The sequence below is a fragment of the Halopseudomonas formosensis genome, assembly GCF_900115905.1.
Taxonomy (GTDB): Bacteria; Pseudomonadota; Gammaproteobacteria; order Pseudomonadales; family Pseudomonadaceae; genus Halopseudomonas; species Halopseudomonas formosensis.
Map to the genome: position 1 here is coordinate 212,638 of NZ_FOYD01000004.1, position 26,684 is coordinate 239,321.

Annotated in this window: 24 protein-coding genes; 19 read left to right on the plus strand and 5 right to left on the minus strand. The window is 62.7% G+C overall.

Features of this window, described 5'->3' with window-relative positions; genetic code table 11:
- Positions 1-34: 34 nt before the first annotated feature.
- Positions 35-1,738, minus strand: coding sequence for a carboxylesterase/lipase family protein (locus BM046_RS08260; RefSeq protein WP_090538618.1), 1,704 nt, complete (start codon positions 1,736-1,738; stop codon positions 35-37).
- Positions 1,739-1,907: 169 nt separating this feature from the next.
- On the opposite strand from BM046_RS08260, the gene BM046_RS08265 reads away from it, so the two are divergent.
- The 11 genes from BM046_RS08265 to BM046_RS08315 all read left to right on the plus strand — a co-directional run bounded on the left by BM046_RS08265 (position 1,908) and on the right by BM046_RS08315 (position 12,194).
- The gene (locus BM046_RS08265) at positions 1,908-2,807 is read left to right on the plus strand and encodes a radical SAM protein (RefSeq protein ID WP_090538619.1); all 900 of its coding nucleotides are present in this window, start codon (positions 1,908-1,910) and stop codon (positions 2,805-2,807) included.
- A gap of 5 nt (positions 2,808-2,812) precedes the next feature.
- On the plus strand, positions 2,813-3,415 hold the full coding sequence (locus BM046_RS08270; RefSeq protein WP_090538620.1) for a DUF4823 domain-containing protein: 603 nt from the start codon (positions 2,813-2,815) through the stop codon (positions 3,413-3,415).
- A gap of 23 nt (positions 3,416-3,438) precedes the next feature.
- A complete protein-coding gene (locus BM046_RS08275) occupies positions 3,439-4,029 on the plus strand; it encodes a DUF1285 domain-containing protein (RefSeq protein WP_090538621.1) in 591 nt (196 codons plus the stop codon).
- 167 nt (positions 4,030-4,196) lie between these two features.
- The gene (locus BM046_RS08280) at positions 4,197-6,350 is read left to right on the plus strand and encodes an adenosylcobalamin-dependent ribonucleoside-diphosphate reductase (RefSeq protein WP_090538622.1); all 2,154 of its coding nucleotides are present in this window, start codon (positions 4,197-4,199) and stop codon (positions 6,348-6,350) included.
- Between the two features lie 53 nt (positions 6,351-6,403).
- Complete coding sequence (locus BM046_RS08285) at positions 6,404-7,099, plus strand: TSCPD domain-containing protein (protein ID WP_090538695.1); 696 nt, start codon at positions 6,404-6,406, stop codon at positions 7,097-7,099.
- Positions 7,100-7,491: 392 nt separating this feature from the next.
- A complete protein-coding gene (locus BM046_RS08290) occupies positions 7,492-7,977 on the plus strand; it encodes a hypothetical protein (RefSeq protein WP_090538623.1) in 486 nt (161 codons plus the stop codon).
- Positions 7,974-8,552 (plus strand): hypothetical protein, encoded by a 579-nt coding sequence (locus tag BM046_RS08295; protein WP_090538624.1) that lies wholly within the window; start codon positions 7,974-7,976, stop codon positions 8,550-8,552. Before BM046_RS08290 ends, BM046_RS08295 begins: the two co-directional genes overlap by 4 nt.
- A 46-nt stretch (positions 8,553-8,598) precedes the next feature.
- Positions 8,599-9,393: a hypothetical protein gene (locus BM046_RS08300; RefSeq protein ID WP_090538625.1), complete on the plus strand. Its 795-nt coding sequence runs from the start codon at positions 8,599-8,601 to the stop codon at positions 9,391-9,393.
- 66 nt (positions 9,394-9,459) lie between these two features.
- On the plus strand, positions 9,460-10,143 hold the full coding sequence (locus BM046_RS08305; RefSeq protein ID WP_090538696.1) for a C39 family peptidase: 684 nt from the start codon (positions 9,460-9,462) through the stop codon (positions 10,141-10,143).
- Positions 10,144-10,165: 22 nt separating this feature from the next.
- On the plus strand, positions 10,166-10,903 hold the full coding sequence (locus BM046_RS08310) for a hypothetical protein (RefSeq protein WP_143084170.1): 738 nt from the start codon (positions 10,166-10,168) through the stop codon (positions 10,901-10,903).
- A gap of 31 nt (positions 10,904-10,934) precedes the next feature.
- Positions 10,935-12,194 (plus strand): TonB-dependent receptor, encoded by a 1,260-nt coding sequence (locus BM046_RS08315; protein WP_090538627.1) that lies wholly within the window; start codon positions 10,935-10,937, stop codon positions 12,192-12,194.
- A 30-nt stretch (positions 12,195-12,224) separates the two neighbouring features.
- Here BM046_RS08315 and BM046_RS08320 read toward each other — a convergent pair whose 3' ends face one another.
- Positions 12,225-13,556 carry a sigma-54 dependent transcriptional regulator gene (locus BM046_RS08320; protein ID WP_090538628.1) on the minus strand — a complete coding sequence of 444 codons (1,332 nt, stop codon included), beginning with the start codon at positions 13,554-13,556 and terminating at the stop codon, positions 12,225-12,227.
- A gap of 166 nt (positions 13,557-13,722) precedes the next feature.
- On the opposite strand from BM046_RS08320, the gene rmuC reads away from it, so the two are divergent.
- A complete protein-coding gene (gene rmuC / locus BM046_RS08325; RefSeq protein ID WP_090538629.1) occupies positions 13,723-15,285 on the plus strand; it encodes a DNA recombination protein RmuC in 1,563 nt (520 codons plus the stop codon).
- A gap of 47 nt (positions 15,286-15,332) precedes the next feature.
- Here rmuC and rnk read toward each other — a convergent pair whose 3' ends face one another.
- Positions 15,333-15,740 (minus strand): nucleoside diphosphate kinase regulator, encoded by a 408-nt coding sequence (rnk, locus tag BM046_RS08330; RefSeq protein ID WP_090538697.1) that lies wholly within the window; start codon positions 15,738-15,740, stop codon positions 15,333-15,335.
- Between the two features lie 229 nt (positions 15,741-15,969).
- Here rnk and BM046_RS08335 point away from each other — a divergent pair, with 229 nt between their 5' ends.
- The 5 genes from BM046_RS08335 to BM046_RS08355 are packed head-to-tail and all read left to right on the plus strand — an operon-like array spanning position 15,970 to position 21,772.
- A complete protein-coding gene (locus BM046_RS08335) occupies positions 15,970-17,340 on the plus strand; it encodes a TAXI family TRAP transporter solute-binding subunit (RefSeq protein WP_090538630.1) in 1,371 nt (456 codons plus the stop codon).
- Between the two features lie 2 nt (positions 17,341-17,342).
- Entirely contained in the window at positions 17,343-18,260 is a 918-nt protein-coding gene (locus BM046_RS08340; RefSeq protein ID WP_090538631.1) for an AAA family ATPase, read from the plus strand.
- Positions 18,257-19,219, plus strand: coding sequence for a DUF58 domain-containing protein (locus BM046_RS08345; RefSeq protein ID WP_235818602.1), 963 nt, complete (start codon positions 18,257-18,259; stop codon positions 19,217-19,219). Before BM046_RS08340 ends, BM046_RS08345 begins: the two co-directional genes overlap by 4 nt.
- The gene (locus tag BM046_RS08350) at positions 19,216-21,267 is read left to right on the plus strand and encodes a transglutaminase TgpA family protein (protein ID WP_090538632.1); all 2,052 of its coding nucleotides are present in this window, start codon (positions 19,216-19,218) and stop codon (positions 21,265-21,267) included. The genes BM046_RS08345 and BM046_RS08350 overlap by 4 nt, the downstream gene beginning before the upstream one ends.
- A gap of 37 nt (positions 21,268-21,304) precedes the next feature.
- Positions 21,305-21,772 carry a DUF3429 domain-containing protein gene (locus BM046_RS08355; protein WP_090538633.1) on the plus strand — a complete coding sequence of 156 codons (468 nt, stop codon included), beginning with the start codon at positions 21,305-21,307 and terminating at the stop codon, positions 21,770-21,772.
- A gap of 49 nt (positions 21,773-21,821) precedes the next feature.
- Here the strand turns inward: BM046_RS08355 and BM046_RS08360 are convergent, their stop codons facing one another.
- The gene (locus tag BM046_RS08360; RefSeq protein WP_090538634.1) at positions 21,822-22,163 is read right to left on the minus strand and encodes a zinc ribbon domain-containing protein YjdM; all 342 of its coding nucleotides are present in this window, start codon (positions 22,161-22,163) and stop codon (positions 21,822-21,824) included.
- A gap of 474 nt (positions 22,164-22,637) precedes the next feature.
- Between BM046_RS08360 and BM046_RS08365 the strand changes: the two genes are divergently transcribed.
- Entirely contained in the window at positions 22,638-24,308 is a 1,671-nt protein-coding gene (locus tag BM046_RS08365; RefSeq protein ID WP_090538635.1) for a sodium:solute symporter family protein, read from the plus strand.
- 53 nt (positions 24,309-24,361) lie between these two features.
- Entirely contained in the window at positions 24,362-24,493 is a 132-nt protein-coding gene (locus BM046_RS16315; RefSeq protein ID WP_218150016.1) for a putative transporter small subunit, read from the plus strand.
- 9 nt (positions 24,494-24,502) lie between these two features.
- Here BM046_RS16315 and BM046_RS08370 read toward each other — a convergent pair whose 3' ends face one another.
- A complete protein-coding gene (locus BM046_RS08370; protein WP_090538636.1) occupies positions 24,503-26,677 on the minus strand; it encodes an FUSC family protein in 2,175 nt (724 codons plus the stop codon).
- Positions 26,678-26,684: the final 7 nt, after the last annotated feature.

Consider the following 26,684-nt stretch of genomic DNA (forward strand, 5'->3'; position numbering starts at 1 on the left):
CGGCGCCGACGTTAGTCAGCGCCGCTGTCAGGACTCACTGAGGTAATACATCTTCTTCAGGCAGTACCGGTGGCGCGTTCCAGTAGCCACACTGGTGAGCTATGTCGAAAGCAGCCTTGGATGAGGCCGTGGGGGTCGGCGCGACAAGATTGTTAACAAAGCCGGCGTCGGACACAGGATCCCATGCCGGTAGGCTACCGCTGCCATCGGTGCCGTTCGGGCCGATAGCTGGGTCGTCCCCATAGCGCGCGAAGTTGGTCCAGTACGAGGCCATATGCTCAGCGAGAGCAAGATGGTCCTCGGTAGCCCCGCGCTCCGTCAAAGTCTCGTTGGAACTCAGCACAAACTGAATTTCAGCCGTGTGGGTGGCGCCCAGCGGGAAGGGCGCCGCTAAGCCAGGCAATGCCGGTGCGTTGCGCTCGGTGAACCAGTAACCCCAGGTAGGCACTTGATCCTTCAACAGTTCCCACTGAGTGCTGTTGGGGCAGTTGAAGCGCCAGTCAGTACCGATCGCAGCGTGGGCAGCGATGTATTTGTCCGGCGCAGGCAATGTTGCGAACCTGGCGAGATAGTCACTGGCGATCTGCTGGGTATCGAGCGCCGGGTTTTCTTCCAGTAAGGTGGCAACCGAACTTGCATAGCTGGCATCTTTGATTGTGTCGCTTACACCGGGAGCTAATACGACACGGAGGGCGTCGTCCTCATCGGCGAGCGCAAGCAGGGTAAATAGCGAACCCTCTTCCAGGTTGCTTCCGGACATAACCGGGACTTTATTGAACTCGCCGGTAGCAAGCGCCTCAATGATGGAGACGGGCAGGGTCGGGGTCCCGGTCACGGGCAGATAGTTTCCGGCTTGCGCGGCCAGAATGTCCTCCACGGTCTGGCTACGCAAGCAGCTCAGCAGATCGTCCGCAGTGGTGCAGCCGAGCTGGGCCAGAGTTTCTCTGGCGAAAGCATATTGACCCGCAGCCAGAGGCAGCTGGGTTCCGTTGTACGCACCGCTTTGAATAATAGCCTTGTGAAACAGCCCCTCGGCCGCGGGGGAGGCGATCTGGCTCATGACGCTGTGACCGCCGGCGGATTCACCGAAGATGGTGACGTTGTCCGGGTCGCCATCAAACGCGGCGATGTTTTCCTGCACCCAGCGCAGTGCCAGTTGCTGGTCCTGCAGGCCGAAGTTGGCGTTGCCCAGGGCAGCGTGGGGCAGGAAGCCGAGGGCGCCGAGGCGGTAGTTCAGCGTGACCACGACCACGCCGCGTTCCACCAGATGCCGGGGATCGTAGCTCGCACCACCGGAACCGTAGATGAAGGCGCCACCATGGATCCAGACCATTACCGGATAGTCGCCGGGTTCTTCGGGACTGTAGACGTTCAGGAACAGGCAGTCTTCATCCACACTGGCTTCACCGAAGGGGCTGGCGTTCTGCGGGCAGGCGCTGCCGAAGGCCTCGCTGAGCTGTACCGCCTCCTCATGGGCCGGCGGGAACTCGGGGCTGGCAAAGCGTTCGGCGACGCCATAGCGAATGCCGCGGTACACGCGCATGCCGGCTTCTTCGATACCGATGTAATCACCCTGCTGGGTGCTGACCTGCAGCGGATTGGGCGCAGGTGTGGTGCTGCCACCGCCACCGCCGCCGCCACCGCTGGACAGACATCCGCCAAGACTGACCGCCAGCACGGCGGTAGCCAGCGAAGTAGCGAGAAAACGTGCGGCGCCGGTTCTGTTCTGATAATGCATGGTTGTTATCCCTGTTGTTATGCAATCTTCAGTAGCAATGTGCTGCTATCGATGACATTAAAAGAATTGCACTCGGCTGCGCTAAACCCATACGGGTGATCGACGGGGACAGGGGAACGGCTCGGAACAATGCTGTAAACTGTGCGCTGTTCAGATTCCGGAGTGAGGCATGACTGCTCGAATCCAGTTTCCCATCGACTATATAGAGCCGGTTTTTCGCCCCCCGAGCGAGGCCCATTCGCTGATCCTGCCGGTGACCAACGGCTGTTCCTGGAACAAGTGCACCTTCTGCGACATGTATACCGCGCCGCAGAAGAAATTCCGTGCCCGGGATGAAGAAAGGGTGCTCGAGGAAATTCGCCAGTGTGGTGAGCGCCTGATCGTGCAGCGGGTCTTTCTCGCTGATGGTGACGCCATGGTGCTGCCGACCCACAGGCTGCTGCGCATCCTGCAGGCGATCCGTGAGCACATGCCGGAGGTTCACCGGGTGACTTCCTATTGCCTGCCGCGCAATCTGCGACGCAAATCGGTGGACGAACTGCGGCAGTTGCGCGAGGCCGGTCTGAAAATGCTGTATGTCGGAGCCGAGTCGGGCGACGATGAGGTGCTGCAGCGGGTCAACAAGGGAGAAACCTTCGAGTCCACCGCCGAGGCCCTGCTCAAGGCCAGGGAGGCGGGGCTGAAAACCTCGGTGATGATTCTCAACGGCTTGGGTGGACGCTCCCTGAGCGAACAGCATGCCATCAATTCCGCGCGCCTGATGAACCTTACCCAGCCCGATTACCTGTCCACCCTGGTGGTCAGCTTTCCCCGGGGACTGGACCGCTACCGCGAACAGTTCCCCGATTTCCAGCCGCTGGATCAGCAGGAACTGTTCGTCGAGATGGAAAGGTTCCTGTCCGAGCTGGCGCTCGAGGATACGGTTTTCCGCAGCGACCATGCGTCCAACTACCTGGTGCTCAAGGGCGTGCTGGGACGGGACAAGGAGCGCATGCTGGCGCAGGTTCGCACTGCCATTGAACAACCCGACCGCGCCGGACTGCGCGCGGAATGGATGCGGGGCTTATGAAAAGGATGAGAGCACTACGGGTGGTGATGATCGGCCTGGCCGGCCTGTTGCTGGGGGGCTGCATGCCCTCGCAGATGGTGGAGGAGGGGCGCTATTATCTCGGCGATGCCGGTCTGCTGGACAATTACCGTATCCAGCGTGGCGGCAACTGGCGGCTGCAGGCCGACTCGCGGCTGTATATCGCCCAGAGCCACTTCGTTCCGGTAGGCCATACCGGGGCCAGGCCCAACATCCTTGCCGAGGAAGCCTTCGCCGCCGCCGTGCAGGTATTTCCCCAGGTGCGCCGGGCCGAACAGCCGCTTGGGTTGGACGAGGCCCTGGGCAAAGCCAGGCAGAAGGGCATGGACTATCTGCTGTACACCCGTTTTGCCAGTGCCAGGGCAAGCGGGGAGGGCGACACTGCGGCGCCTGCACCGGAGGAGGGGCATGTGGGCAGGGATCATGTGATCCTGCAGATGCTGCTGATGGAAGCATCCACCGAGCGCCTGGTGGATTTCACCACCATCGAGAGCCGTACCGGTTTTCTGGATTTCAGTCGCTCCCGGCCCGAAGATCTGCTGCGGGAACCCATGCAGGCCTATACCCGTCAACTGTTGGGCAGTCGCTGACATAGGCCGAAAAAGGAGCCCCCATGGATAATCGCCAACCACCAGCCCAGTCCCTCTTGAAGCACCTGCCGGAGTCGGTGCTGAGCGCCGCCCGGGAGCCGGCTCCCGTACACCTGTGGCACCCTGCCTTCAGCGGGGAACTGGATATGCATATCGCCCGCGACGGCACCTGGTATTACGAGGGTGGGCCGGTCACCCGGCTGGCGCTGGCCCAGCTGTTTTCCGGCATCCTGCGCCTGGAGGAGGATGGCCGCTACTATCTGGTCACGCCGGTGGAGAAGTGGGGCATCCGTGTGGATGACGTACCCTTTGTCGCGGTGCGTCTGGAGGTCGAAGGCGCGGGTGAGCAGCAGCGCCTGCGTTTTTTCACCAGCCTGGAACACGAGGTGGTTGCCGACGCTGCCCACCCCATTTCCGTGTCGGTTGATCCGGAGTCCGGCGAGCCCTCGCCCTACGTACTGCTGCGGGACAATCTGCGGGCGCTGATCCACCGCAACGTGTTCTATGAGCTGGTCGAGCTGGCTACCGAACATCAGGTGGACGGTCAGGCGCGTCTGGGTGTCTGGAGCGACGGCAACTTCTTTCCGATTGACGGCGAAGTCGCCGAAGCCTGATCTTCTGCGGCTTCCCCGCAAGTCAAGACTGCGAGATCAAATTTTCCGGTTGTCATTAACTATATGTGGGTCTAGGATTCTTCTCCATGCACAACAGGTAGTGATTCGGTGCGGGCGCCATGCGGGCGCCTTTTCTGCGCTGAACACAATCATTTCAGGAGAAGATGATGAGTCAAGCAGCCAAGGTGCAGCGTCTGCGCGATGTGGTCAGCAGTATTCCCATGCAGCCTGCCTCGGAAGATATCTGGGATACCAAATATCGACTCAAGACCAAGGATGGTGTGGCCATCGATCAGACCGTCGATGCCAGCTACCAGCGGGTAGCCCGCGCCCTGGCCGAAGTCGAAGCCCCCGAACTGCGTGAGACCTGGTACGAGAAGTTCCTCTGGGCCCTGCGCCATGGCGCCATCCCGGCCGGACGCATCACCTCCAATGCCGGTGCCCAGGAACACAAGCCGGCGACCTCGACCATCAACTGCACCGTCTCCGCCACCATCGGCGACTCCATGGATGACATCCTGGCCAAGCTGCACGAGGCGGGCCTGACCCTGAAAGCCGGCTGCGGCATCGGTTACGAGTTCTCCACCCTGCGCCCGCGCGGTGCCTACGTGTCCGGCGCCGGCGCCTATACCTCCGGCCCGCTGTCGTTCATGGATATTTACGACAAGATGTGCTTCACCGTGTCCTCCGCCGGTGGCCGTCGCGGTGCGCAGATGGCTACCTTCGATGTGGGTCACCCCGATGTGGTCGACTTCATCCGCGCCAAGCGCGAAGGTGGTCGCCTGCGCCAGTTCAACCTGTCTCTGCTGATTACCGAGGAGTTCATGAAGGCGGTCGAGGCCGACGGCGAGTGGAAGCTGGCCTTCCCGCTGAGCGAAGCAGAAGCCGAGGTGGACAAGGTCGATATCAACGACCCGGCCCAGGTCATCTGGCGTGAGTGGCCGAACAACGAGCGTTACGTGACCCGCGAGGACGGGCTGGTTGCCTGCCGGATCTTCCGCACCATGAAGGCACGTCGGATCTGGGACATGATCATGTCCTCGACCTACGATTTCGCCGAGCCGGGGTTCATCCTGATCGACCGCGTGAATGAGATGAACAACAACTGGTTCTGCGAAGAGATCCGTGCCACCAACCCCTGCGGCGAGCAGCCCCTGCCGCCCTATGGCGCCTGCCTGCTGGGTTCGATCAACCTGACCCTGTTCGTGCGTGATCCCTTCACCGAGAAGGCGCGCTTCGACTGGGACGAGTACCGCAAGGTGGTGGACATCTTCACCCGCATGCTGGACAACGTGGTGGAGATCAACGGCCTGCCGCTGGAACAGCAACGCAACGAGATCTTCCGCAAGCGTCGTCACGGCATGGGCTTCCTCGGCCTGGGCTCTACCATGACCATGCTGCGCATGCGCTACGGCGATGAGCAGTCGCTGGAGTTCACCGAGCGGGTGTCGAAGGAGATGGCGCTCCAGGGCTGGCGTACCGGCCTGCAGCTGGCCGAGGAGAAAGGCCCGGCGCCGCTGATGGATGAGGAATTCACCGTGACCGGCGCCATGCTGGCCAAGCGTCCGGAGATGAAGAAGGATGGCTTCAAGGTCGGCCAGAAGGTCAAGGGCAAGGTGCTCTGGGCCAAGTACAGCCGTTACATGCAGCAGGTGGCCGAGGAAGATCCGGAGCTGGTAGCGGCCCTGGCCGAGAAGGGCGCACGCTTCACTCACCACAGCTCGATTGCGCCGACCGGGACCATTTCCCTGTCCCTGGCCAACAATGCCTCCAACGGCATCGAGCCGAGCTTCGCCCATCACTATTTCCGCAACGTGATCCGCGAAGGCAAGAAGTCCAAGGAAAAGGTCGACGTGTTCAGCTTCGAACTGCTGGCCTATCGGGAGTTCATCGATCCCGAGGCGCTGCCCCAGACCCAGGGCGAGGGCCGCAATCTGCCGGACTACTTCATTTCCGCGGACGAGGTCACGCCGAAGCAGCACGTGGATGTTCAGGCCGCCGCGCAGAAGTGGATCGACTCCTCGATTTCCAAGACCGCCAACGTGCCGACGGATTATCCCTATGAGGACTTCAAGGACATCTATCTGTACGCCTACCACAAGGGACTGAAAGGCTGCACCACCTTCCGTTTCAACCCTGAAGCCTTCCAGGGCGTACTGGTCAAGGAACAGGATCTGGCCAATACCACCTACCGCTTCAAGCTCGAAGACGGCAGCGTGATCGAGGCCCGGGGTAACGAGGAGGTCGAGTACGACGGGGAGATGCACTCCGCGGCCAACCTCTATGACGCTCTCAAGGAAGGCTACTACGGCAAGTTCTGAGGCACCGGAATCCATTGAATGGCTCCGCCATCGGGCGGAGCGAGGAAAGCAGCATGTCGATAAAGATAAGCAAGAAGATCGTTGAATACTCTGTGGTCAAACCGGAGGAGAAGGCAGCCCCGGCAGCGCCGGCCAAGACCGATTACGTGGAAATGCACGAGAAGCTCAAGCGTCCCGAGCATCTGGAAGGCTGCACCTACAAGATCAAGACACCTACCTCCGAACACGCGATCTACGTCACCATCAATGATGTGATCCTCAACCGGGGCAGCGAGCACGAAGAGCGTCGCCCCTTCGAGATCTTCATCAATTCGAAGAACATGGAGCACTACCAGTGGATCTCGGCGCTGACGCTGATCATCTCGGCGGTGTTCCGCAAGGGCGGCGACTGTACCTTCCTGGTCGAGGAGCTGCGCAGCGTGTTCGATCCCAAGGGCGGCTACATGAAGCGCGGTGGCCGCTGGAGCCCGTCGCTGGTAGCCGAGATCGGTGATGTGCTGGAACAGCACCTCAAGCATATCGGGCTGATCAAGGACGAGATCGACGAACACCAGCGCGCCTACCTGGAGCAGAAGCGCGCCGAGTTCACCGGTCGTGCTGCCCAGGGCCAGGCCGATGCAGAGTGTGACGACAGCACCCAGGAATATCCCGCCGGCGCCCAGCTGTGCGGCAAGTGCCATACCAAGGCGGCGGTACAGATGGATGGCTGCCTGACCTGCCTGGCCTGCGGTGACAGCAAGTGCGGCTGAACCTGTCTGCGGGACACCTGCAGCGGTACTGATTGCTCCACCCTCAGGTCCCTCCTCGAGGCCGGTCCCTCCATTGTGCGGGACCGGCCTTCTCATTTCTGAAACACTTCATCTGCCCTGAACCCGGCTGAAATCGGAGTCTTCTGCCGGATTCTCACATCTGATACAGCCCCCTGGCTGGGCTCCATTGCGCTCAACGCCAGGGTTCGCGCACGGTTGAGTGTTTTCTGTCTTTTATCCTTGTTACAGATCTGAAACACCTGATCCGAAGAGATCGCTTACATCGCTTCCAAGTCATTGATCTGCTTATGAATTCCTGATCTGGCACAGGGGTTGCTCTCTTGCTTCGACAAGCGGACGCATCGGTTCCAGATCAATCAGGGAACAAAACAATGGGCACCCAATTATCTTCGCTGATTCCACAGTTGCTGGTCTGTTTCATCGGCCTGTTCATCTGCATCGCCACCCAGCTGCCAGTCCGTGCTGCTGACGGTGAAATAGTGCTTACCCGCGATGTCCAGCCCCGCTCGGCCACCCGGCAGGAGCTGGTGCCGGATCCCAACCCGCAGACCGCCAACCCGAACCACTCGGCTCAGGTGCGAAGCGCAGTGCAGGGTGCTCGGCTGCCCGGCGAGTTGTCGGACGCCGATTTCGCCGGGGTGAGCAGCGGCAGCAGCCTGGCCAATGGCGTACACCTATTCGATCAGCCGGTGCTGCAGGCCGACCGACAGGCACCGGGCCGGGCCGGGCTGGGAGTATCAGGCTCCGCGGGCGCCGGCAGTGTGGGGCGTGCCACGGGTAACGTCGGGCGTGTCGGTGGCGAAATCAATCGCAGCGTGAATCAGGGGTTGCGCCCCCTGCAGGGGCTGGGCAAATGAGCCGCAGGTCATCGCTGGCGGTCCTGATTGCCTGCTCGGCGCTGCTGGCAGCCCTCGGTGTGGGCGCCGACAGCACCGCGACCATAGGCTCCAGCGCTGCAGGGTACTCCGGCGTGCTCATGCTCAACCAGGCGGCGGGGGAGCTGCATCAGCAGGTCAATGCCAGGGCTGTCTCTCCGGGGACGGACCCGTCCATCCGCGTCGAGCAGCAGCTCGGTGCGCTGCCGCAGGCACTGGGTGCGGATGACATGCGCGCCGGTATTCATGGCAATGCCTTCAGTGGCGGCTCAGGGGTCCTGGGGGTGAACCAGGGGGCTGGAGCAGCCAATCAACAGATCAACAGCTTTCGGGTGGGTGCGGGAGTGCGCCCCGAGAGCCTGGACGACAGCGGTCTGGCACAGGCCACCGCGGGTTCGTCCTACCCGTCAGCTGCAGGGCCGCACGGGGCGGGGGAGCGTCAGGTCGAGATCGATGATCAGGCGTTCGCCGACAGTCGCGGGGTGGTTCAGCTGAATCAGGCTGCCGGGGTTGGAAACCGTATGGTCAACAACCTCGGCATCCGGATCCTGGAGTAGTAAGAAGTAGTAAACACAAAATGAAAGCCATACAAGGATTCAGGTCATGAAAACCAAACACAAGATTAGTGCGATCGCCTTTGTTGTTGCCGCTTCCCTCTCGCTGGGTGCTCTGGCAGGCCAGACGAAGCCCCCGAAACCGACTCCTGTAGAGCCGCGTGAGGGCGTATCCAGTGCCTCCGTATCTGATGCACAGATCAGTCTGGGCAACAGCGTAGATAATCTGGGCACTACCAACAACGCCGGCGTGGCCAGCTCTCTGGATGGGGGCAGCGGTAATGCGGGAGTGAACGTGGTGTCCGGTGATACCAACCAGCAGGCCAACGCACTGGCGATTTCCACCGCCGACGCGGATGCCGATTTCGTGTTCGGTGCTGTGGCCAGTGTCGGTGTGCTGCAGGTCAATGGGGGCAACTCGCTGCTCAACCAGGACGTGACCAACAACGCCGGGGTAGACACCGTGGCCAATGGCTATTCCGGTAACCTGGGGCTGAACGTCGCTGCCGGCGCCTTCAACCAGCAGAAGAACGACGCGGCCATTGCCAACGCGTCTGAAGCCGCCAACGCTGAAGCCAGCATCGAGGTGTTGCAGGTCGCCGTCGCCGGCGATACCTACAACGGCGTGGATACCGACACCCTCAGTGCTACCACTACTGGCTGGCAGCCCAAGCCGCCCAAGCCCACTCAGCCGTCGAGAAACCTGGATGTGGAGAACAATGCCAACCTGGTCAGCTCGCTTAACGGCTTCTCCGGTAATGCCGGGGTGAACATCGCCGCAGGCGGTGCCAACCAGCAGAGCAACACCCTGTCCATCGCGGCAGGCTGTCAGGGCTGCCCGTAAGGGTTGTCGAGCCCGGGGCTGAGCCCCGGGCTTCCTTTTCAGGGATATTTATATATGAGTTTCTGCATGCGCGTGGTCCTGGTCAGTATGGTTCTTGGCCTGGCTCAGTTCGGCGCCCATGCTGCCCCCAAACCCCTGGCCATCCTGCCCGGGGGAGGACTGGCCTTCAAATCCGTGCAAAGCATGCGCGAGCGGCGATTTGCCAATCTGGTCCAGCAGCAGACCGATTTCAGCTGCGGCGCAGCCGCCATGGCCACCCTGCTGAATGAAGCCTACGGCTGGAATTTCAGCGAGGAGCAGGTAATCGAAGGCATGCTCGCCGAGGCAGACCCGCAACTGGTTCAGCGCATGGGGTTTTCCATGCTGGACATGAAGCGCTACGCCGAAAGCCTGGGACTCAGAGCACGGGGCTACCGGCTTCAGCCAGAGCAGCTGGAAGAGGTAAAGGTACCGGTCATAGTGTTGCTGGATGTCCGGGGCTACAAGCACTTTGTGGTGATGCAGGTGAGCAGCGACGACTGGGTATATATCGGCGATCCGGTCCTGGGACACAAGAAGATGTCCATTGAGGACTTCGCCAGTGGCTGGAACGGCATCGTGTTTGCCGTGATCGGTCCCGGCTACAACAGGGAGAATGCGCTGCTGGATCCTCCTGAGCCGCTGACCGCTCGACACCGCCTGAACAGATTCCGCCCCGTCAAGGATGCCGAGCTGATGGAGTTTGGTTTTCTGCAGAGCGACTTTTTCTGAGAACCGATAGCGGGAGAAGATCATGAAAACCCTTGTATGGCTCATCGGAGCATGCCTCTTGTTCAGCCTTCCCGCCCAGGCCGCCAGTCCGTTCCGCCCCGCCGAGGTCAGTGATGCGGAGCTGAGCGAGTTGCGTGGTCGCTATGTCATGCCTGGCCGCATCGTCCATTTCGGCGTGACCATGAGCAGTGTCTGGGCGAACAGTGCCGGCCAGACCGTGGGTGCCGGCGTGACCTTCCAGCTCGACAGCAAGGCCCAGCCGAGCCTCTATGTCACCGACCTGTCAGGTCAATCCGACCCGGAAGTCGCCTCGCCGCCACCGGGCACCGGGCAGGTAGTGGGGGGCGCGGGCCTGCGGGATGTCCAGGGCATTTCCCAGAGCGTGCGCAGCGCCGGCGACTTCAACGACGGCCTCAATAATCTCGAGATCGTCATTTCCCGGGAGGGTGGGCAACTTGAACCGGACAACGGTGCCGTACCCTGGACCGGCTCCGGCACCTTTACCAATGAGGCAGGCCGAGTGCTGGTGGCGCAGCAGGGAGGCGGATTGAAGATTCTGGTGGACGCCGGCAGCCAGGGCGCTGCGCTTCAGCAGATCGGCGCTGGCAATGTGATCCAGCAGGCAAATTTCTCAGGTGATTTCAATACTGTGCGAAACATGGCTACGCTGAATGTGGGACTCAGGGATCTGCCCCTCGGGTTTGACTTCGCCAACTGTACCCTGGAGCAGCTCCGCGCCCTGCGGCCCATGGGATTCTGACAACTCCAATACGTGACAAGGAAGATGCATCATGCGCAGATCGGCAGGGTTGGTGCTGTTAGCGTGCATGGCAGCCAGTGTTCCCGCGGTTGCCCAGACTGAAGAGGAGCTGCGCCGGGAGGTTGAAGTCCTGCGCCAGCGATATGAAGCGCAGCAGAATGCGCTGATGATTCTCGAGCAGCGGCTGCGTCAGCTGGAGGGGGCTGCCAGTGCCGCGCAACCGGCTCGACAGCCACCCGGCCGCCCCCAGGTGGCCAGTGCCGGAGCGACCGGCTCTGCGGCATCCGGCGGCAGCGGGGCAGGCTATGGGCAGGCCCTGCGGGAGGATTCCGAACCGGCCCCCAGCGTCGAAGCCCTTTACCAGGAGGCCAGCGGCTTTTTCGGCGGTGGCCGTTTCAGCATCGAGCCCGGCTTCACCTACAGCCACTACGATACCAAGCAGCTCTTCCTCAATGGCTTCCTGGCCCTGGATGCGATCTTCCTCGGCAACCTCGGCGTCGACGAGATCAACGCCGACACCTTCACCTTCGACCTGACCGCACGGTACAACTGGCGACAGCGCTGGCAGTTCGAAATCAACGTCCCCTTTGTCTACCGCGAAACCACCTACCAATCGGCGGGTGCCGGCGGCGCCAGTACCAGTTACAGCGAGGCCACGGTCAAGGGGGACCCGGACATCGGGGATGTCAGCTTCGGACTGTCCTACAAGTTTCTCGACGAAGGACCATCCTGGCCGGATGCGGTGGCCAGTCTGCGGATCAAGGCTCCCACCGGGCGCCACCCCTACGGCATCAAGCTGCAGCGGCAGGCGGACAACGACAACCTGAATATTCCCGATTCGCTGCCCACCGGTAACGGTGTATGGGCGGCTACCGCCGGGCTTGCGGTGGTGAAAACGCTGGACCCTGCGGTGGTGTTCGCCAATCTGGCCTACACCCATCATTTCGATCGGGATTTCAGCGACATCAGCCCCCAGGAGGGCATTCGGGTGCCTGGCTCGGTCAAGTTGGGAGACTATTTCCAGTTCGGGCTGGGCATGGCCTTTGCGCTCAACGAGCGCATGAGTCTGTCCATGTCCTTCTCCGAACTGGTCAGTCGCAGCAGCCGGATCCGCTATCAGGGCAGCAGCTGGCAGACCGTGAATGGCAGTGACGCCAATGCCGCCTATTTCAATATCGGCATGACCATGGCTGCCAGCGATCGGCTGACCATAGTGCCCAACCTGTCGATCGGACTGACCCCGGATGCGCCGGACTTCAGCCTCAGTCTGAAGTTTCCCTACTATTTCTGAGCGGCTGTCCGGCTGCCGCCGGGCCATGGATCAACGGATCTGGTGCTTGCGCAGCAGCCGGTACAGGGTAGGGCGTGAAATCTTCAGGTGTTCGGCCACCTGACTCATGTTGCCCGGTGAATGCGCCAGGGCTGTCTGCAGGGCCTGACGCTCGGCCCGCAGGACCCATTGCTCGAGACTGGCGAGCTGTCCCTGGGGCTGGCTCGGCGTGGGTGCCAACCCCAGATCGGCTGCCTCGATCTCCCGGCCATCGGCGAGCACCATTCCCCGGCGCACCCGGTTCGCCAGCTCACGGCCGTTGCCCGGCCAGTCATGGCGCTGCATCGCCTGAATGGCGGCCGCACTGAAGTTTCTCGGGCGACGACCTATCTCGGCCATATACAGGCGCGCGAAGTGACGGGCCATGGGCAGGATGTCGGCTACTCGCTCGCGCAGCGGTGTGGTACGTATCTCGAGCACATTCAGGCGGTAGTACAGGTCCTCGCGGAAACGGCCGTCGGCTATCGCCGCCTCCAGATCCACATGAGTGGCGGCCAGTACCCGCACATCAACTTGTATGGTGTGCTGCCCACCCACGCGCTCTATCTGCTTTTCCTGGAGAAATCGCAGCAGATTGGCCTGCAGCTCCATGGGCAGGTCGCCGATCTCGTCGAGGAACAGGGTGCCGCCGTCGGCAGCCTCGATCCGGCCGATCTTGCGTTGATGGGCGCCGGTGAAGGCGCCCTTTTCATGGCCGAACAACTCCGACTGAATCAGTTGCTCGGGAATGGCGCCGCAGTTGACCGCGATGAAGGGCCCGGTTCGCCTCAGGGATTGACTGTGCAGGGCCTGGGCGATCAGCTCTTTGCCGGACCCGCTTTCACCGCGGATCAGTACCGGTGTGTCGGTGGGCGCGATGCGTGCGATGAGACGCTGCAGATGGCGCGCCTGCTCGCTGTTGCCGAAGACGAACTGCTCCGCCCGCGGACCGCTGCCCATGTGTCGCGTACGCAGGTGGGCCATGCCACAGGCCCGTCCCAGGGCGATATCCACCCGGGAATGGTCGAAGGGCAGGGTGTGATAGTCGAGAAACCATTCCGCGATGAATTTCGCCACGCCGGGTTCGACCAGCAGGGCGTGGGGCAGAGCCACCACCCATTGCATTCCGGTGGCATTGATCAGCGCCTTGACTTTCTTCAGGTTCTTCACATGCGAGGTCTGCAGTCTGAGCAGGCCCAGGTCGCTGTCGGGCATGCCGACGCCCTCGAGGGCGGCCGAGTGTACTTCCCAGCCATCCTTGACGAGGCGTTGGCCCAGAGCCAGGCACTCCTCGCAAGGGTCCACCAGCAGCAGCCGGCGGGCCCGGGGTGCAGAGAGGTCCACCTTGACATCTCCGTAGTTTGTTATGGTTGGGCTAAAGCTAGCAGACCGGCGGACTTGTGCAACGTTTTTCCGTCACTTGTGCGACCGGGTGGTCACTTGCGTCAATTTGACGACGGTTGCGCCCTGCAGGCAAGCGCGTAATGCTATGCCCCCAAAGGAGATACCCATGCCATTCACCATTGACATCTATCTGGCGGCTTTCAGCGCCATTCTGCTGGCGGGCTGGGGAGTGAGTACCTGGCTGTGGAGCCGGCGGGAGCAGGCCCAGAGGCAGCAGCTCGCCACGCTGTCGGGCCAGCTGCGTGCCAGAGAAGAGCAGGTGGCTGAACTCACTGCCGGGCAAGCCACGGTCGATGTGCGCATCGAGCATCTGCAACAATCCTTGCAAACGCTGACCAGGGACAGGGAGCGACTGGAGCAGCGGCTTGAGGACAGCGAGCGGCGCAGCCAGGAATGGCAGCGGCGCAGCGAGCGCCTGGGCGCGCTGGCCAGTGAACAGCAGCGCCAGCGTGAGCAGTTGGCGGAGGAACACAAGGCGCTGCAGGCCCGCCTGCAGGCGTTGCAGAGTGACCATGAACAGCTGCGGGTGGATCATTCCACCCTGCAGAGCAGTCTGGAACACCGCCAGAGGCACTTTGACGAACAGCAGGCCCTGCTGCGGGAAAGTCGCGAGCAGCTGAAGCTGGAATTCGAACAGCTGGCCAGCCGCATCTTCGAGGCCAAGGGTCAGGCCTTCAGCCAGACCAGCCAGCAGTCGCTGGACGCCCTGCTCAAACCCTTCCGTGAACAGATCGATCAGTTCCGCAGCAAGGTCGAGGACATCCACCACCGGGAAACCCAGCAGCAGGCGGCGCTGGTGCAGGAGCTGGTGCAGCTCAAGGAGCTTAACCGCCAGATAACCCAGGAGGCCCATGACCTGAGCACTGCGCTGCGTGGACAGAAGAAGACCCAGGGCAACTGGGGTGAGCTGATACTGGAAAACGTACTCGAACGATCGGGCCTGCGTGCCGGGGTGGACTTCCGGCGGGAGGTCAGCCTGCGCAGCAGTGAGGGCCAGCGCAAGCGCCCTGATGTGCTGGTCTATCTGCCCCAGGGCAAGCACCTGATCATCGATGCCAAGGTCTCGCTGAACGCCTACACCCGGTACATCAACAGCGAGGAAGAGGGCGAACGCCAGCTGGCGCTTGCCGAACATGTGCAGGCCTTCGGTCAGCGCATCCGGGAACTGTCCGATCGCAGCTATTTCGACCTGCCCGGGCTCAACGCGCCGGAGATGGTCTTCATGTTCGTACCCATAGAATCCGCCTTCGTTGAGGCGCTCAAGGCGGACGAGACCCTGTTCCAGCGTGCCATCGAACAGAACGTGCTGGTTGCCACGCCCACCACCCTGTTGACCAGTCTGAATATCGTGCGCCAGCTGTGGCGTTTCGAGGACCAGAACCGGCATACCGCCGAGCTGGCCGAGCGGGCGGCGCGGATCCACGACAAGCTGCGTACCTTTCTGGGCAGCATGGACGGCATCGGCAGCAGTCTGGAGCGGGCCAGCGAAGCCTATCAGCGTGCCTGCAATCAGCTGGTTGCAGGGCGCGGCAACCTGGTCAAGCAGGTCAACGACTTCAAGGAACTGGGTGTCTCGGTCAAGGCCGAACTGGGAGAACACTGGACGGATCGGGCCGAGCTTGAACTCGGCCACGAGGCGCCTGAAATAGAAAAATCTGCGGGGGTGTAACTGAAACGGAAGAGAGGGCGGCTGACCTGATGGCCGTCGCCGCGGGGTTACAGATGGAAGTCGCCGTTGGCTTCGGGCTGATACTCGATGTCGATGATCCGGAGCTTCAGCGGGCGTCCGTTGGGGCCGGTCCAGTCGATGCTCTGACCTTTCTTCAGACCCAGCAGCGCGATACCCACCGGTGCCAGTACGGAGATGGTGCCTTCGGTGCCGGCCTTGTCCGGGTAGACCAGGGTAAGCACCATCTCGCGGCCGCTGGTCTCGTCGACGAAGCGTACGCGTGAATTCATGGTGACGATGTCGGCACCAACGCGGTCGTGCCCCACAACCTTGGCTCGCTGGATCTCGTTCTCAAGCGCGTCCAGCAGATCGGCGGGCCCGTCCAGGGTATCCAGCATCTCATCCAGTCGTTGAATATCCAGACGAGTGAGCACGATAGAGGGGGATTTGCTCATGGCGAACAGCATTGCTCCTTTGAAACAGAGAAAAATAAAAATAACGGAAACGGAATGTGCAGCAGGAACCGACAGAACAGCGGTATGGATAGACAGTACCAGAAAGTAATCTTCTTGCAAGACCTGTCTCTCTGCCGCTGCCGGGCACCTGCGCAAAACATCCGCGGCCGAGCATGGCCCTGGCACCCTCTGCCGTTTAGACTGCAGGGGAGGCCCAAGGAGATTCCCGATGAATGGAGTGAGACAAGCCGCGCTCTTCGTGCGCACCAACCTGTGGATTGTGCCACTGGCATTGCTGCTGGCCTGGGCGCTGTTCCGCTTTCTCGACCCGGCACCGCCGCGTCACCTGGTGATGGTTACCGGCAGCGAGAGCGGCGGCTACCATCAGTTCGGCCTCGCACTCAGGGGTAAACTGGCCGAGCAGGGGCTGACGCTGGAGGTGCTCAGCACCAGTGGCTCCATGGAGAACCTGCAGCGCCTGACCGAGGGGAGCGCAGAGGTCCAGCTGGGGCTGATACAGAGCGGGACCACACGCCTGCTGGAGTCGTCGCAACTGGCGGGGCTTGAATCCCTGGGGGCCATCTATCACGAGCCCCTGTGGCTGTTCCAGCGCAGGGGTACCGGTATTTCCCGGTTGACCGACCTGTTCGAGCACCGGGTGTCGGTCGGGGCCGAGGGCGGAGGTACCTGGGCGGTGGTCAGCAGCCTCATCAGCCAGCTGGGTGAGCACGCCGGTGAGCAGGCGCTGGCCACCGGACAATGGCAGCAACTGGCCGCCGGGGCCTCGCTCGAGGCCCTGCAGGCGGGGGAGCTGGATGCGGCCTTCTTTGTGTTGCCGGTACACAACAGCACCATCAGCCGCTTGCTGGTCGATCCGGAGATGGAACTGGTCAGCCTCGAGCAGACCGCGGCGCTCGCAGCGCGGTTGAGCTTCCTGGAACGTCTGGAGCTTCCCCAGGGGTTGCTGGATCTGCAACGGGACATCCCGCCCCGGTCCTCCGAGCTGCTGTCTCCGGTAGCTACCCTGGTGATCAACGAGCACTTCCATCCCGCACTGGCGTCGCTGGTTCTCAGTTCCGCGGCCGAGGTGCTGCGTGACGGCAGCCTGCTGGACGCGCCGGGGCAGTTTCCCTCTGCTACGCCGGCGGAGCTGCCATTGAGCGCCGAGGCCAGCTATTACCATGAACGGGGTGCGCCCCTGCTGCAACGCTATCTGCCATTCTGGATCGCGTCGATTGTCGACCGCTACGTGGTGCTGCTGATTCCCTTCATCGCCATCATGCTGCCGCTGGTCAAGAGCATGGGACCGCTCTATGCCTGGCGCATGCGCGCCCGGGTCTATCGCTGGTATGCCCATCTGCGGCGGGTGGACCGACTGATTCACAGCGGTGGCATAGGGAAGGTGCTGGACGAGGAAATCGAATCACTGCTGCGTCTGGAGGATGAGCTGACCCTGGTGGATGTCCCGCTGTCCTATGCCCATGAGCTCTACACGCTGCACCTGCACGTTCGTTACATGATCAACCGGTTGCAGCAGATGCGTCAGCCCGCCGGATCGCACTCTGCCGTTCCGCCCACCACCGACAAGGTTCTGGAGTAATGATGAAGGATGTCCTGAAACACGCAGTGGAAGCCGTCAATCAGGTCCTGCTGGGCAAGCCCCAGGCGGTGCAGCTGGCCGTGGCCTGCATCCTCGCCCGCGGCCATCTGCTGATCGAGGATCTGCCGGGTCTGGGCAAGACTACCCTGTCCCAGGCGCTGGCGCGGGTGATGGGACTCAGCTATCAGCGCATCCAGTTCACCAGTGACCTGCTGCCTGGCGATATCCTGGGTACCTCGGTATTCGATCGGGACAGCGGCAGCTTCGTCTTTCACCCCGGGCCCATATTCGCCGAGCTGATACTGGCGGACGAGATCAATCGCGCGACGCCGAAGAGCCAGAGTGCGCTGCTCGAGGCGATGGAAGAGGGGCAGGTAACCATTGACGGGGCGACGCGCCCGCTGCCCCAGCCGTTCTTCGTGATTGCCACCCAGAACCCTGCCAGTCAGGGTGGCACCTTCAACCTGCCGGAATCCCAGCTCGACCGCTTTCTGATGCGGCTGACCCTGGGGTATCCGGCGCCGGCGGCGGAAAAGATGCTGCTGCAGGGCGAGACCGGGCGGGTCCGCCTGGACAGTCTGGAGCCGGTCATGACCCGCCAGCAACTGCTCACCCTGCAGGCCATGGTGCCCAGGGTCACGGCGACCGAAGCGGTGATCGACTACATTCTGCGGCTGGTGACCCGCAGCCGGGAAAGTCATCTGTGTGCCTGGGGGCTGTCTCCCCGGGCCAGCCTGGGGCTGCTGGCTGCGGCCCGCGCCTGGGCCATGCTGGAAGGGCGGGCCTATGTCATCCCCGAGGATGTGCAGGCGGTGTTCCCGGCGGTGGTCAATCATCGGTTGCGGGCCAGCGATGATCCCGCCGGCCATGGTGGTGGAGCGCTGGCCCAGCGTCTGCTTGCCGAGGTGCCAGCGATTTGATCAGTCGTCTCGCCGGCCAATCCAGCGCCTTGTTCCAGCGCTGGCTGACACGCCGCATTCCGGCGTCCAGTCAGGTGGTACTGAATCACAGGCGCATCTTCATCATGCCGACCAGAGCCGGCATGGGGCTGCTGCTGTTGCTGGTGATCATGCTGATTGGCGCCATCAACTACCAGAACAGCCTGATCTATGTGGTGGTCTTCACCCTTGGCAGTCTGTTCTGGGTCGGCCTGCATCACACCTACCGCAATCTGGCGGGGCTCGAGCTGCATGCCTCGGGCAGTCAGCCGGTGTTCAGCGGCGAGGAGGCCAGTCTGGGTATCGCCCTGGTATCGGCACGACGAGAACATCAGGCCATCGTGCTGGGTTGGCCCGGTAGTGCGCGTCGGCAGGTGGACGTGCCGGCTGGACTGAGTACCACGCTGACGCTCTATCATCCCACCGAGCGGCGTGGCTGGCTGCGTCCGGGGCGGTTGCGGGTGGAAACCCGTTTTCCGCTCGGCTGGTTCGTGGCCTGGAGTCTGGTGGATCTGGACTGGCAGGTGCTGGTTTACCCGCGTCCGGTGGCCGCCCCCTTGCCCGGCCTGGCTGCAGCCGGAGAGGGGCTGGGCGAGCACTGGCTGGCGGAGGGGGTGGACGACTTCCAGGGCCTGCGGAACTACCGCCCGGGCGACTCCCGCCGCCGCCTGGACTGGCGGGCCTGGTCCCGGGGGCAGGGGCTGCACAGCAAGATCTTTGCCGAGCCGCAGCATGAGAGCCAGTGGCTGACCCTGGAACAGGCCCCTGGACCAACCCTCGAGCACCAGCTCGGCTGCCTGACTGGATGGATATTGCAGCTGGAGCAGCGCCAGCAGCCCTATGGCCTGATCATCCCGGGCACCCGCCTGGCCCCCGCCACCGGAGCGGCACATAGGGACAACTGCCTGCGCGCACTGGCGCTGTACGGGCGGACGGCATGAGTGCGCCACATGCCCTGATTCCGCGCAACGCCCTGGTCTGGCTGCTGACCGCCCAGGTGGTTGCGCTGATGCCGCACCTGCCGCGGCTGCCGCTGTGGGTGGCGGCGGTCTGGCTGGTCTGCGCCGGCTGGCGAATCCAGATCCAGCGGATGCGCTGGGGCTACCCGGGAATACTGGTGCAGACGCTGGCGCTGGCCGGCGTGGTGGCGGGCGTCTGGGCGGCGCAGGGCAGCCTGATCGGTCTGGACTCGGCAGTCATGCTGTTGCTGCTGCTGTTCATGCTCAAGTTGCTGGAGATGCGCAAGCCCCGGGATGCGCTGGTGGTGATCTACCTGGGGTTCTTCATCGTTGCCACCGCCTTCCTGTTCGATCAGGGCATACCGCTGGCCCTGTTTCAGTGCTTCTCGCTGCTGATTCTGGTGGCCGCGCTGGTGGGCCTGCAGCAGACACCCGGGCGCAGCGACCCGGCCCGGGCAATGCGCACCGCCGCCGTACTTCTGCTGCAGGCACTGCCCCTGATGCTGGTGCTGTTCATGGTGTTTCCCCGGCTGGGACCGTTATGGGCGGTCAATGCCCCGGGTTCCCAGGCCCGTACCGGGCTGGCGGAAAGCATGAGCCCGGCGGATGTGGCCGACCTGGCTCGCTCGGGCGAGTTGGCCTTCCGCGCGTCCTTCGAGGGTGCACCCCCACCGCAGCCGCTGCTCTACTGGCGGGCCATGACACTGGCCCGGTTTGACGGGCGCAACTGGAGCCGTCTGCCGCTTTCCGCCGGTCAGGCCCATGGCAACTGGCAGCCCGAGGGCGAGCCGGTGCGCTATCAGGTCATAGTGCCGCCCAGCCACCAGCCCTGGGTGTTCAGTCTGCGCGGAGCGCAGACCGTGGATGAGCGCCTGGTGCTCAATCGCGACTTCCTGCTCCAGGCTCGGCGCCCGATCAGCCAGACCATGGCCTACAGCGCCTCCTCGCAGCTGGACAGCCTGCTGGAGCCTGCGGGTCTGGAGCCTTTGCAGAGGCGTCTGCATCTGCAGCTGCCGGAGGGATTTGATCCCCGTGCACGAGCCTTCGCCGCCGAGCTGCGGCAGCAGTATCCGCGCGATGCCGATCTGGTGCAGGCACTGCTGCGCCACTTCAATGTCGAGCCGTTCCATTACACCCTGCGACCGCCTACCCTGGGGCGGCACAGCACCGATGAGTTCCTGTTCGACAGCCGTCGGGGCTTCTGTGCCCACTACGCCGGTGCCATGACCTTCGTGCTGCGTGCGGCGGGCATTCCCTCGCGGGTGGTCGCGGGCTATCAGGGCGGAGAGCTGAATCCCAGGGGCAACTATGTTCTTGTCCACCAGTTCGATGCCCACGCCTGGGTGGAGGCCTGGCTGCCGGGGCAGGGCTGGGTATCCTTCGATCCGACCTTTCAGGTGGCCCCCGAGCGTATCGAGGACGGACTGGAATCAGCTCTGCGCGGGGAGGGCAGCTTCCTCGAGGATGCTCGCCTGGCAGCGGTGCGCTACCGGAATATCGGCTGGGTCAACAATGCACGCTTGCTCTGGGATGACCTCAACTACCAGTGGCAGCTGCGGGTTATCGGCTACCAGAGCGAGCGTCAGATGGATTTCTTCAGGCGCTGGCTGGGTACCGCGGACTGGCAGCGCATCGGAATGATATCCCTCGGGGTACTGGTGCTGTGCATGCTGCCGCTGGCGTTCTGGATCCTGCGGCCCGACCTGCGTCCCAGTGCCCCGGAGCTGAAAGCCTGGCGGCGACTGAATCGGCGCCTGGCCCGGCTGCAGCTGCAGGCCGGGGCAGGCGAGGGGCCACGAGCCTGGCAGCAGCGGCTACGCCAGGCTCTGCCCCGACAGCAGGCGGAGCTGGATGCCTTCTTCGATGCCTGGGTCCGGCTGAGATATGCAGGGAGCGACCAAGCCGGCAGAGCCACTGAACTGGCTCGGATGAAGCACGGTCTGAAGCGGCTGATCAAGGCGCTGCCCCGGCGCCGGCCACCGCGACCGACGCGTCTTGCGGGCTTGCCTGATGGGGAACAGCAGGGATAATGTGGCAGGCACGCTTGATGACAGCCAAGGAGTTTCGATGCACCCCTTCAATGCCACGCGCCCCCCTGGATTGGCGGTCGGATTTGCCTTTGCCGGGCTGGTACCCTTCGTAACCGGCGCCATAGGCCTGTGGGTGACCCCCGAGGCCTGGCGTGAATGGGTAATGGAAGAGTTCCTGAACTTCGCTGCGGTCATTCTCGCCTTCATGGGGGCGATTCACTGGGGGCTGGCCATGCGGGCCGAGGAGGGCAGCGAACAGGCGCCCATGCAGCTGGGACTGTCGGTGATACCGCCGTTGCTCGGCTGGTTCGCACTCAGCCTGCCGATCAACTTCGCCATTCCGGTATTCTTCTTCGCCTTCGGCACCCTCTACTTCGCCGATATCTGGGCGGTGAAGCAGGGGCTGGCACCGGCCTGGTACACCGCCCTGCGGCGCCCGATCAGCCTGGTGATCATCAGTTCGATGATCGTTGCCTGGGGCGCGACCCTGGTGCTGAGCTACTGATTCAATCGGGCAACCGGGATGGGGCTGGCCCTCCCGGCACCCCTCGGCATCAACTCTTCTTGACGAATTCCGACTTGAGCTTCATGGCGCCGATGCCATCGATCTTGCAATCGATGTCGTGATCACCGCCGACCAGGCGGATGTTCTTGACCTTGGTACCCACCTTGACGACCTGGGAGGAGCCCTTGATCTTGAGATCCTTGATCACGGTGACGGTATCGCCGTCCTGCAGCACATTGCCATGGGCGTCCCTGATTACGGACTCGTCTGCGGCTGCCTCGTTACCGCCATCCTTCGGCCACTCGTGAGCGCACTCGGGGCAGACGTACTGGATGCCGTCTTCATAGGTGTATTCGGAATTGCAGGCCGGGCAATTTGGCAATGCGCTCATGATATGACCTCGTGGAAACATGCCTCGCCAGACAGGGCGAGGGGGCTGATCTGAAGGCCCGCGACCATAGCACGCAGCCCCCGAACTGTCCATTTGGACAAGCGGATTTGCCTAAATAAGGTTAGAGCTGTAACCTTGTCGATCCTGTGAGAAGCCAAACTCCCCCCTAATCAGTACAGCAGGAGTAGTACGCAGCCGCCGGCGAGCGGCAGATCAGTACGATCGGAGAAACCAAGTCATGCACACGTTGACCCATCTGAATGCCACCTCCGGCATTTCAGACCGTTACAAAGTTCCACCCCGCAATCACTCTGCATACAAAGGCTACACATAGCCTGATCCAGCCTGCGCGCACCGGCCGCCGACACTACGGCACCCATGCGCCACACCATCCGTTACTTTCGTATCAACCAGAGTGCACGAACCCGTAATTGCCGGGTGATGTTTCGTGCGCAAAGTAAAAAGAGTGATTCCGTGAACTCAGAATTGTTCCAGTTTTCCACCACGACAGTACTGCTGTTGATGGTCGCCTTCTATGGCGGTACCTATCTGCTGTCCCGACGTATCAAGCACGATGCCAATGATGCCGACGGCTTCATGGTCTCCAACCACCGGATCGGCTTCGGCATGGGCGCGGCCAGCATGACCGCGACCTGGGTCTGGGCCGCTTCCTTCTACGCTGCCGCTACCTCGGGCTACACCTATGGGGTGTCCGGGCCATTGCACTACGGTTTCTGGGGCGCGCTGATGATTCTGTTCATCTACCCCTTCGGCCGTCGCTTCCGTGAGCTGGCGCCCAACGCCGCCACCCTGGGCGAGCTGATCCACGCCCGGCACGGAGCCTCCAGTCAGCTGATTCTGGCATTCTCCAACCTGCTGGGCTCTGTCATCAGCCTGATGGTCAACCTCACCGCGGCCGGCGCTCTGGTGTCCGTTCTGTCCCCGCTGTCGTTCCAGGCCGGCATAGTGATCGCGGGGCTCGGCGTGCTCAGCTATACCTTCTACTCGGGTTTCCGCGCTTCGGTATTCACCGACTTCGCCCAGTTGATCGCGATGATGGCCATTGCCGTGGTAATCATTCCGGCCGTGCTGTTCGCGATGGGAGGCCCGTCAGTGGTGGTAGACAACCTGTCCAACCTGACCAGCGAACAGGCCAACCTGTTCTCCAAAGAGGCCTTCCTGCATCAGGGCGCGCCGTACTTCGTCGCGGTACTGGCCTATGCCATCGGCAACCAGACCATCTCCCAGCGCCTGTTTGCAGTAGATGAGTCGCACATCAAGCCGACCTTCATCACCGCCACCATCAGCTACGGGGCCATCGTCATCGGTCTGGGCATGATCGGGCTCATGGCACTGACCGTGGGCATAGAGCCCCTGGATGGCAACATGAACAACCTGATTCCGCAGATGGTGTCGACTTACCTGCCACCGTTCTTCATCGGTCTGTTCTTCATCCTGGTCATAGGCTCGCTGTCGTCCACCGCCGACTCCGACCTCTCCGCGCTGTCGGCGATCATGATGGCTGACGTCTATGGCAAGAATATCGCCAAGAACCGTGCCGATCCGCGCAAGATGCTCATCATCGGCCGCACTACCATGATAGTTGCCACTGTGCTGGGCATGATCCTGGCCAGCATGTCCTTCGACATCCTGGTGATGCTGGTATTCGTGGGTGCACTCTGGGGTGCCATCGTATTCCCGGTGATTGCCAGCTGTTTCTGGGATCGGGTCACCAATGCGGCCTTTACCTGGGCAGTAGTAGCAGCGCTGCTGGCGTTCAGCGTGGTGCGTTTCGAGCTGCTGCCGATGACCGGTGCGCTGGCGCTGGGTATGGAACTGCTGGCGGCCATCGGCGCCGGTGTAGTGGCCGGGCTCATGACCTTCGGGTTCTTCGGCAAGCGCCTGGGTGTGCTCGCCTTCTTCATCGCTACAGCGGTAATAGGCTGGATCGGCGCGGGCCAGCTGCGCGAGTACACGGTGCTGCTGTCGTCGTTGACGGCCTATGGCGTCAGCACCCTGGTATGCATCGCCATCAGCCTGGCCAGCAGTGAGCGCTTCGACTTCGACACCATTCAGCAGCGTGTCAGTGATTACAACAAGCCTGCCGAGGATGATGTCCCGGAAGGCACCCTGACCGCCCGCTGAGCGACCGGGCAGCCTGCCGTCTGCGGGCTGCTGAATTCAACAGGAGATTACACATGCAAACCCTGATTTATGGCAGTTACATCCTCATCTGGCCCATTCTCACCCTGGTCATGCTCGGCCTGATCGTCAGTGCGGTACTGCGCGATACCCGCGAAGCCCGCCGCAACGGCAACGAGCTGGTCTGACCTTCTGCCTCAGGGGAGTCGCTGCTCCCCTGAAGGTTTCAATGCCGCACTGGCATCCCTGGCCATGTTCGCGGCGAGCTCCTGAGCCATGTTCAGACGCCGCAGTATCCACGGCTTCAGGTCGTACACGAAGGGGTCGCTGAACTCCTCCTGATTTCCCCACTCGATCCGGACGAACTCGGGGCTGGCCCCGCCGCTGCGTCCATCGCGCAGGCTGTTGCTGATTTCCTCGGTGGCGGAGCGCAATACCGGCTGGATGTCGCTCTGATCCTCGTCCCGCCGCATCAGCAGCATGGTCTTGACGGTGGTCAGTTGCGCCAGCAGCTGATAGCCATGGCTGAGTAATTGTTCCAGGGGCTCCAGTGCCGGACGTACTGCCCGGGGCTCGACCAGGGACCGACGCGTGGCCATCACCAGCGCTGACAGGCTGTCGTAAGCCTCCTTGCGGGCCAGGCGCCACTCGAGCTCGGGCTCGTCATCCACCGCATTGAACTGGCCGAGGCTCAGCGCGATCTGCGCATGCCGGGCCTGCGCCTGCAGGGCTCGGTGGACCAGCGAAGGGATCTGATTGCATTCCCACGAGGGCAGCACATAACTGAAGCCCCAGACAATGGTGACACCGATCACGGTGTCGGCAATACGTTCCAGCATGTTGAACATGGGGCCGTCGGCAGCGCTGATCAGGTGGGCCTGCACCAGGCTGACAACGGTCGCCGCCACGGCGGTGATGAGGTAGCGGCGCACGGCAAAGGAGTGGGAGATTGCCTGGGCAAGCGGCACTACGACCAGAAGCACCAGCGGGGGAGCCTGGGTCGAGAGAATGGCGCCGGCCAGAGCGCAGCCCAGGAGAGTGCCGGCGACCCGGCTGTTGCGCCTTTCAAGTGTCTGGGACAGGCTGCCGCGCAGCACTACCACTATGGTGACCAGTATCCAGTAGCCATGGGTAGCCCAGGGCAGGGCCAGCGAAATGAGGTAGCCGGTACCTATCGCCAACGCCGCCCGCAGGGCATGGCGCAGGGGTGGTGCATCCCAGTGCCAGAGCATCCGCAATGGGCGCAGTGACCAGCTGGTGGGGCTGACGAACAGCTTCCAGGCCGTACGCACTGCCTTCAGGTCCGGCTCGACCTTGCCCCTGGCCAGGCGGTTGACCCGTAGAATCTCATCGTTGATCAGGCCGACACGATTGGTCAGACCACGCAGCAATGTGGTCAGCGAGGGACCCTGTGCTTCCTGGGCAGGCAGCCGCTGGGGCATGCGATTCAACGCCGCCAGCGCCGGCCGCCAGTCATTGAGCGGTGCCGAGCGGCGGAAGAACAGCAGATCATCGGCATGCCGTTCCAGCTCATCGGCCATCTGGTCGAGCAGGGCGTGCATTTCCACCAGTACCGGCGCTGCCTCAGGGTGGGATCTGACCAGGTCCAGATCGAGCTCGCTGGCCAGCAGGTGGTCACGGATCTCCAGCACATTGATCATGATCGCCGCCAGCTGCTGGCGGCGGGGTGTACGCGGTGATTCCAGCAACAGGTCGCGGGCCGCCTGCAGCTGCTCGGCCAGTTGCGCCTGCTTCTGCATCAGTTCGCCGATCGGCGGGGTATCGGTAGTGGGGTCGAAACGGTCCGCCTGGCTGCGCATCAGGCTGCCCAGGGCCAGCAGCGACTGGGCCAGCAACTGCTGGCGATAGCGGTTGTTGAGCAGCGCGTTGGCGAGGGTGGCATAGAGCACATACAGCAGCGAGCCGCTGGTGAAATAGATGCAGGTGGTTAACAGGTTACCCTGGCTGAGATGCCGGGGCACCGCCATGGAGAAGGTCATGGCGAACATGATGGATATCACCACCGGCAGGCCGCGGGAACCCCAGGCACCGGCCAGGAAGGCGAAGAAGGTGGCCGGTACCAGCAGCATGCCGAGATACAGCGGCTGATCCTGCAGCAACTGGACGCCGGCAAAAAGCGGCAATCCTACCAGCGCCGCCGGCAGCAGGCTGCCGAGCTTGCCCCGGCGGGGCGCGGCATGGTCCGGTGGAATGCAGATGATGGCGCCCACAGCCATCACCGAGGCCACAAACTGACCCTGCAGCAACCAGGCTGTCCCGGCGATCAGCATCAGTCCAAACCCGGCGGAGAAGCCGGTGGTGACGTAGGAGCTCAGAAGAACGCGAAATGCGCGGGTCAGCCGACCTGTCATGTTTCCT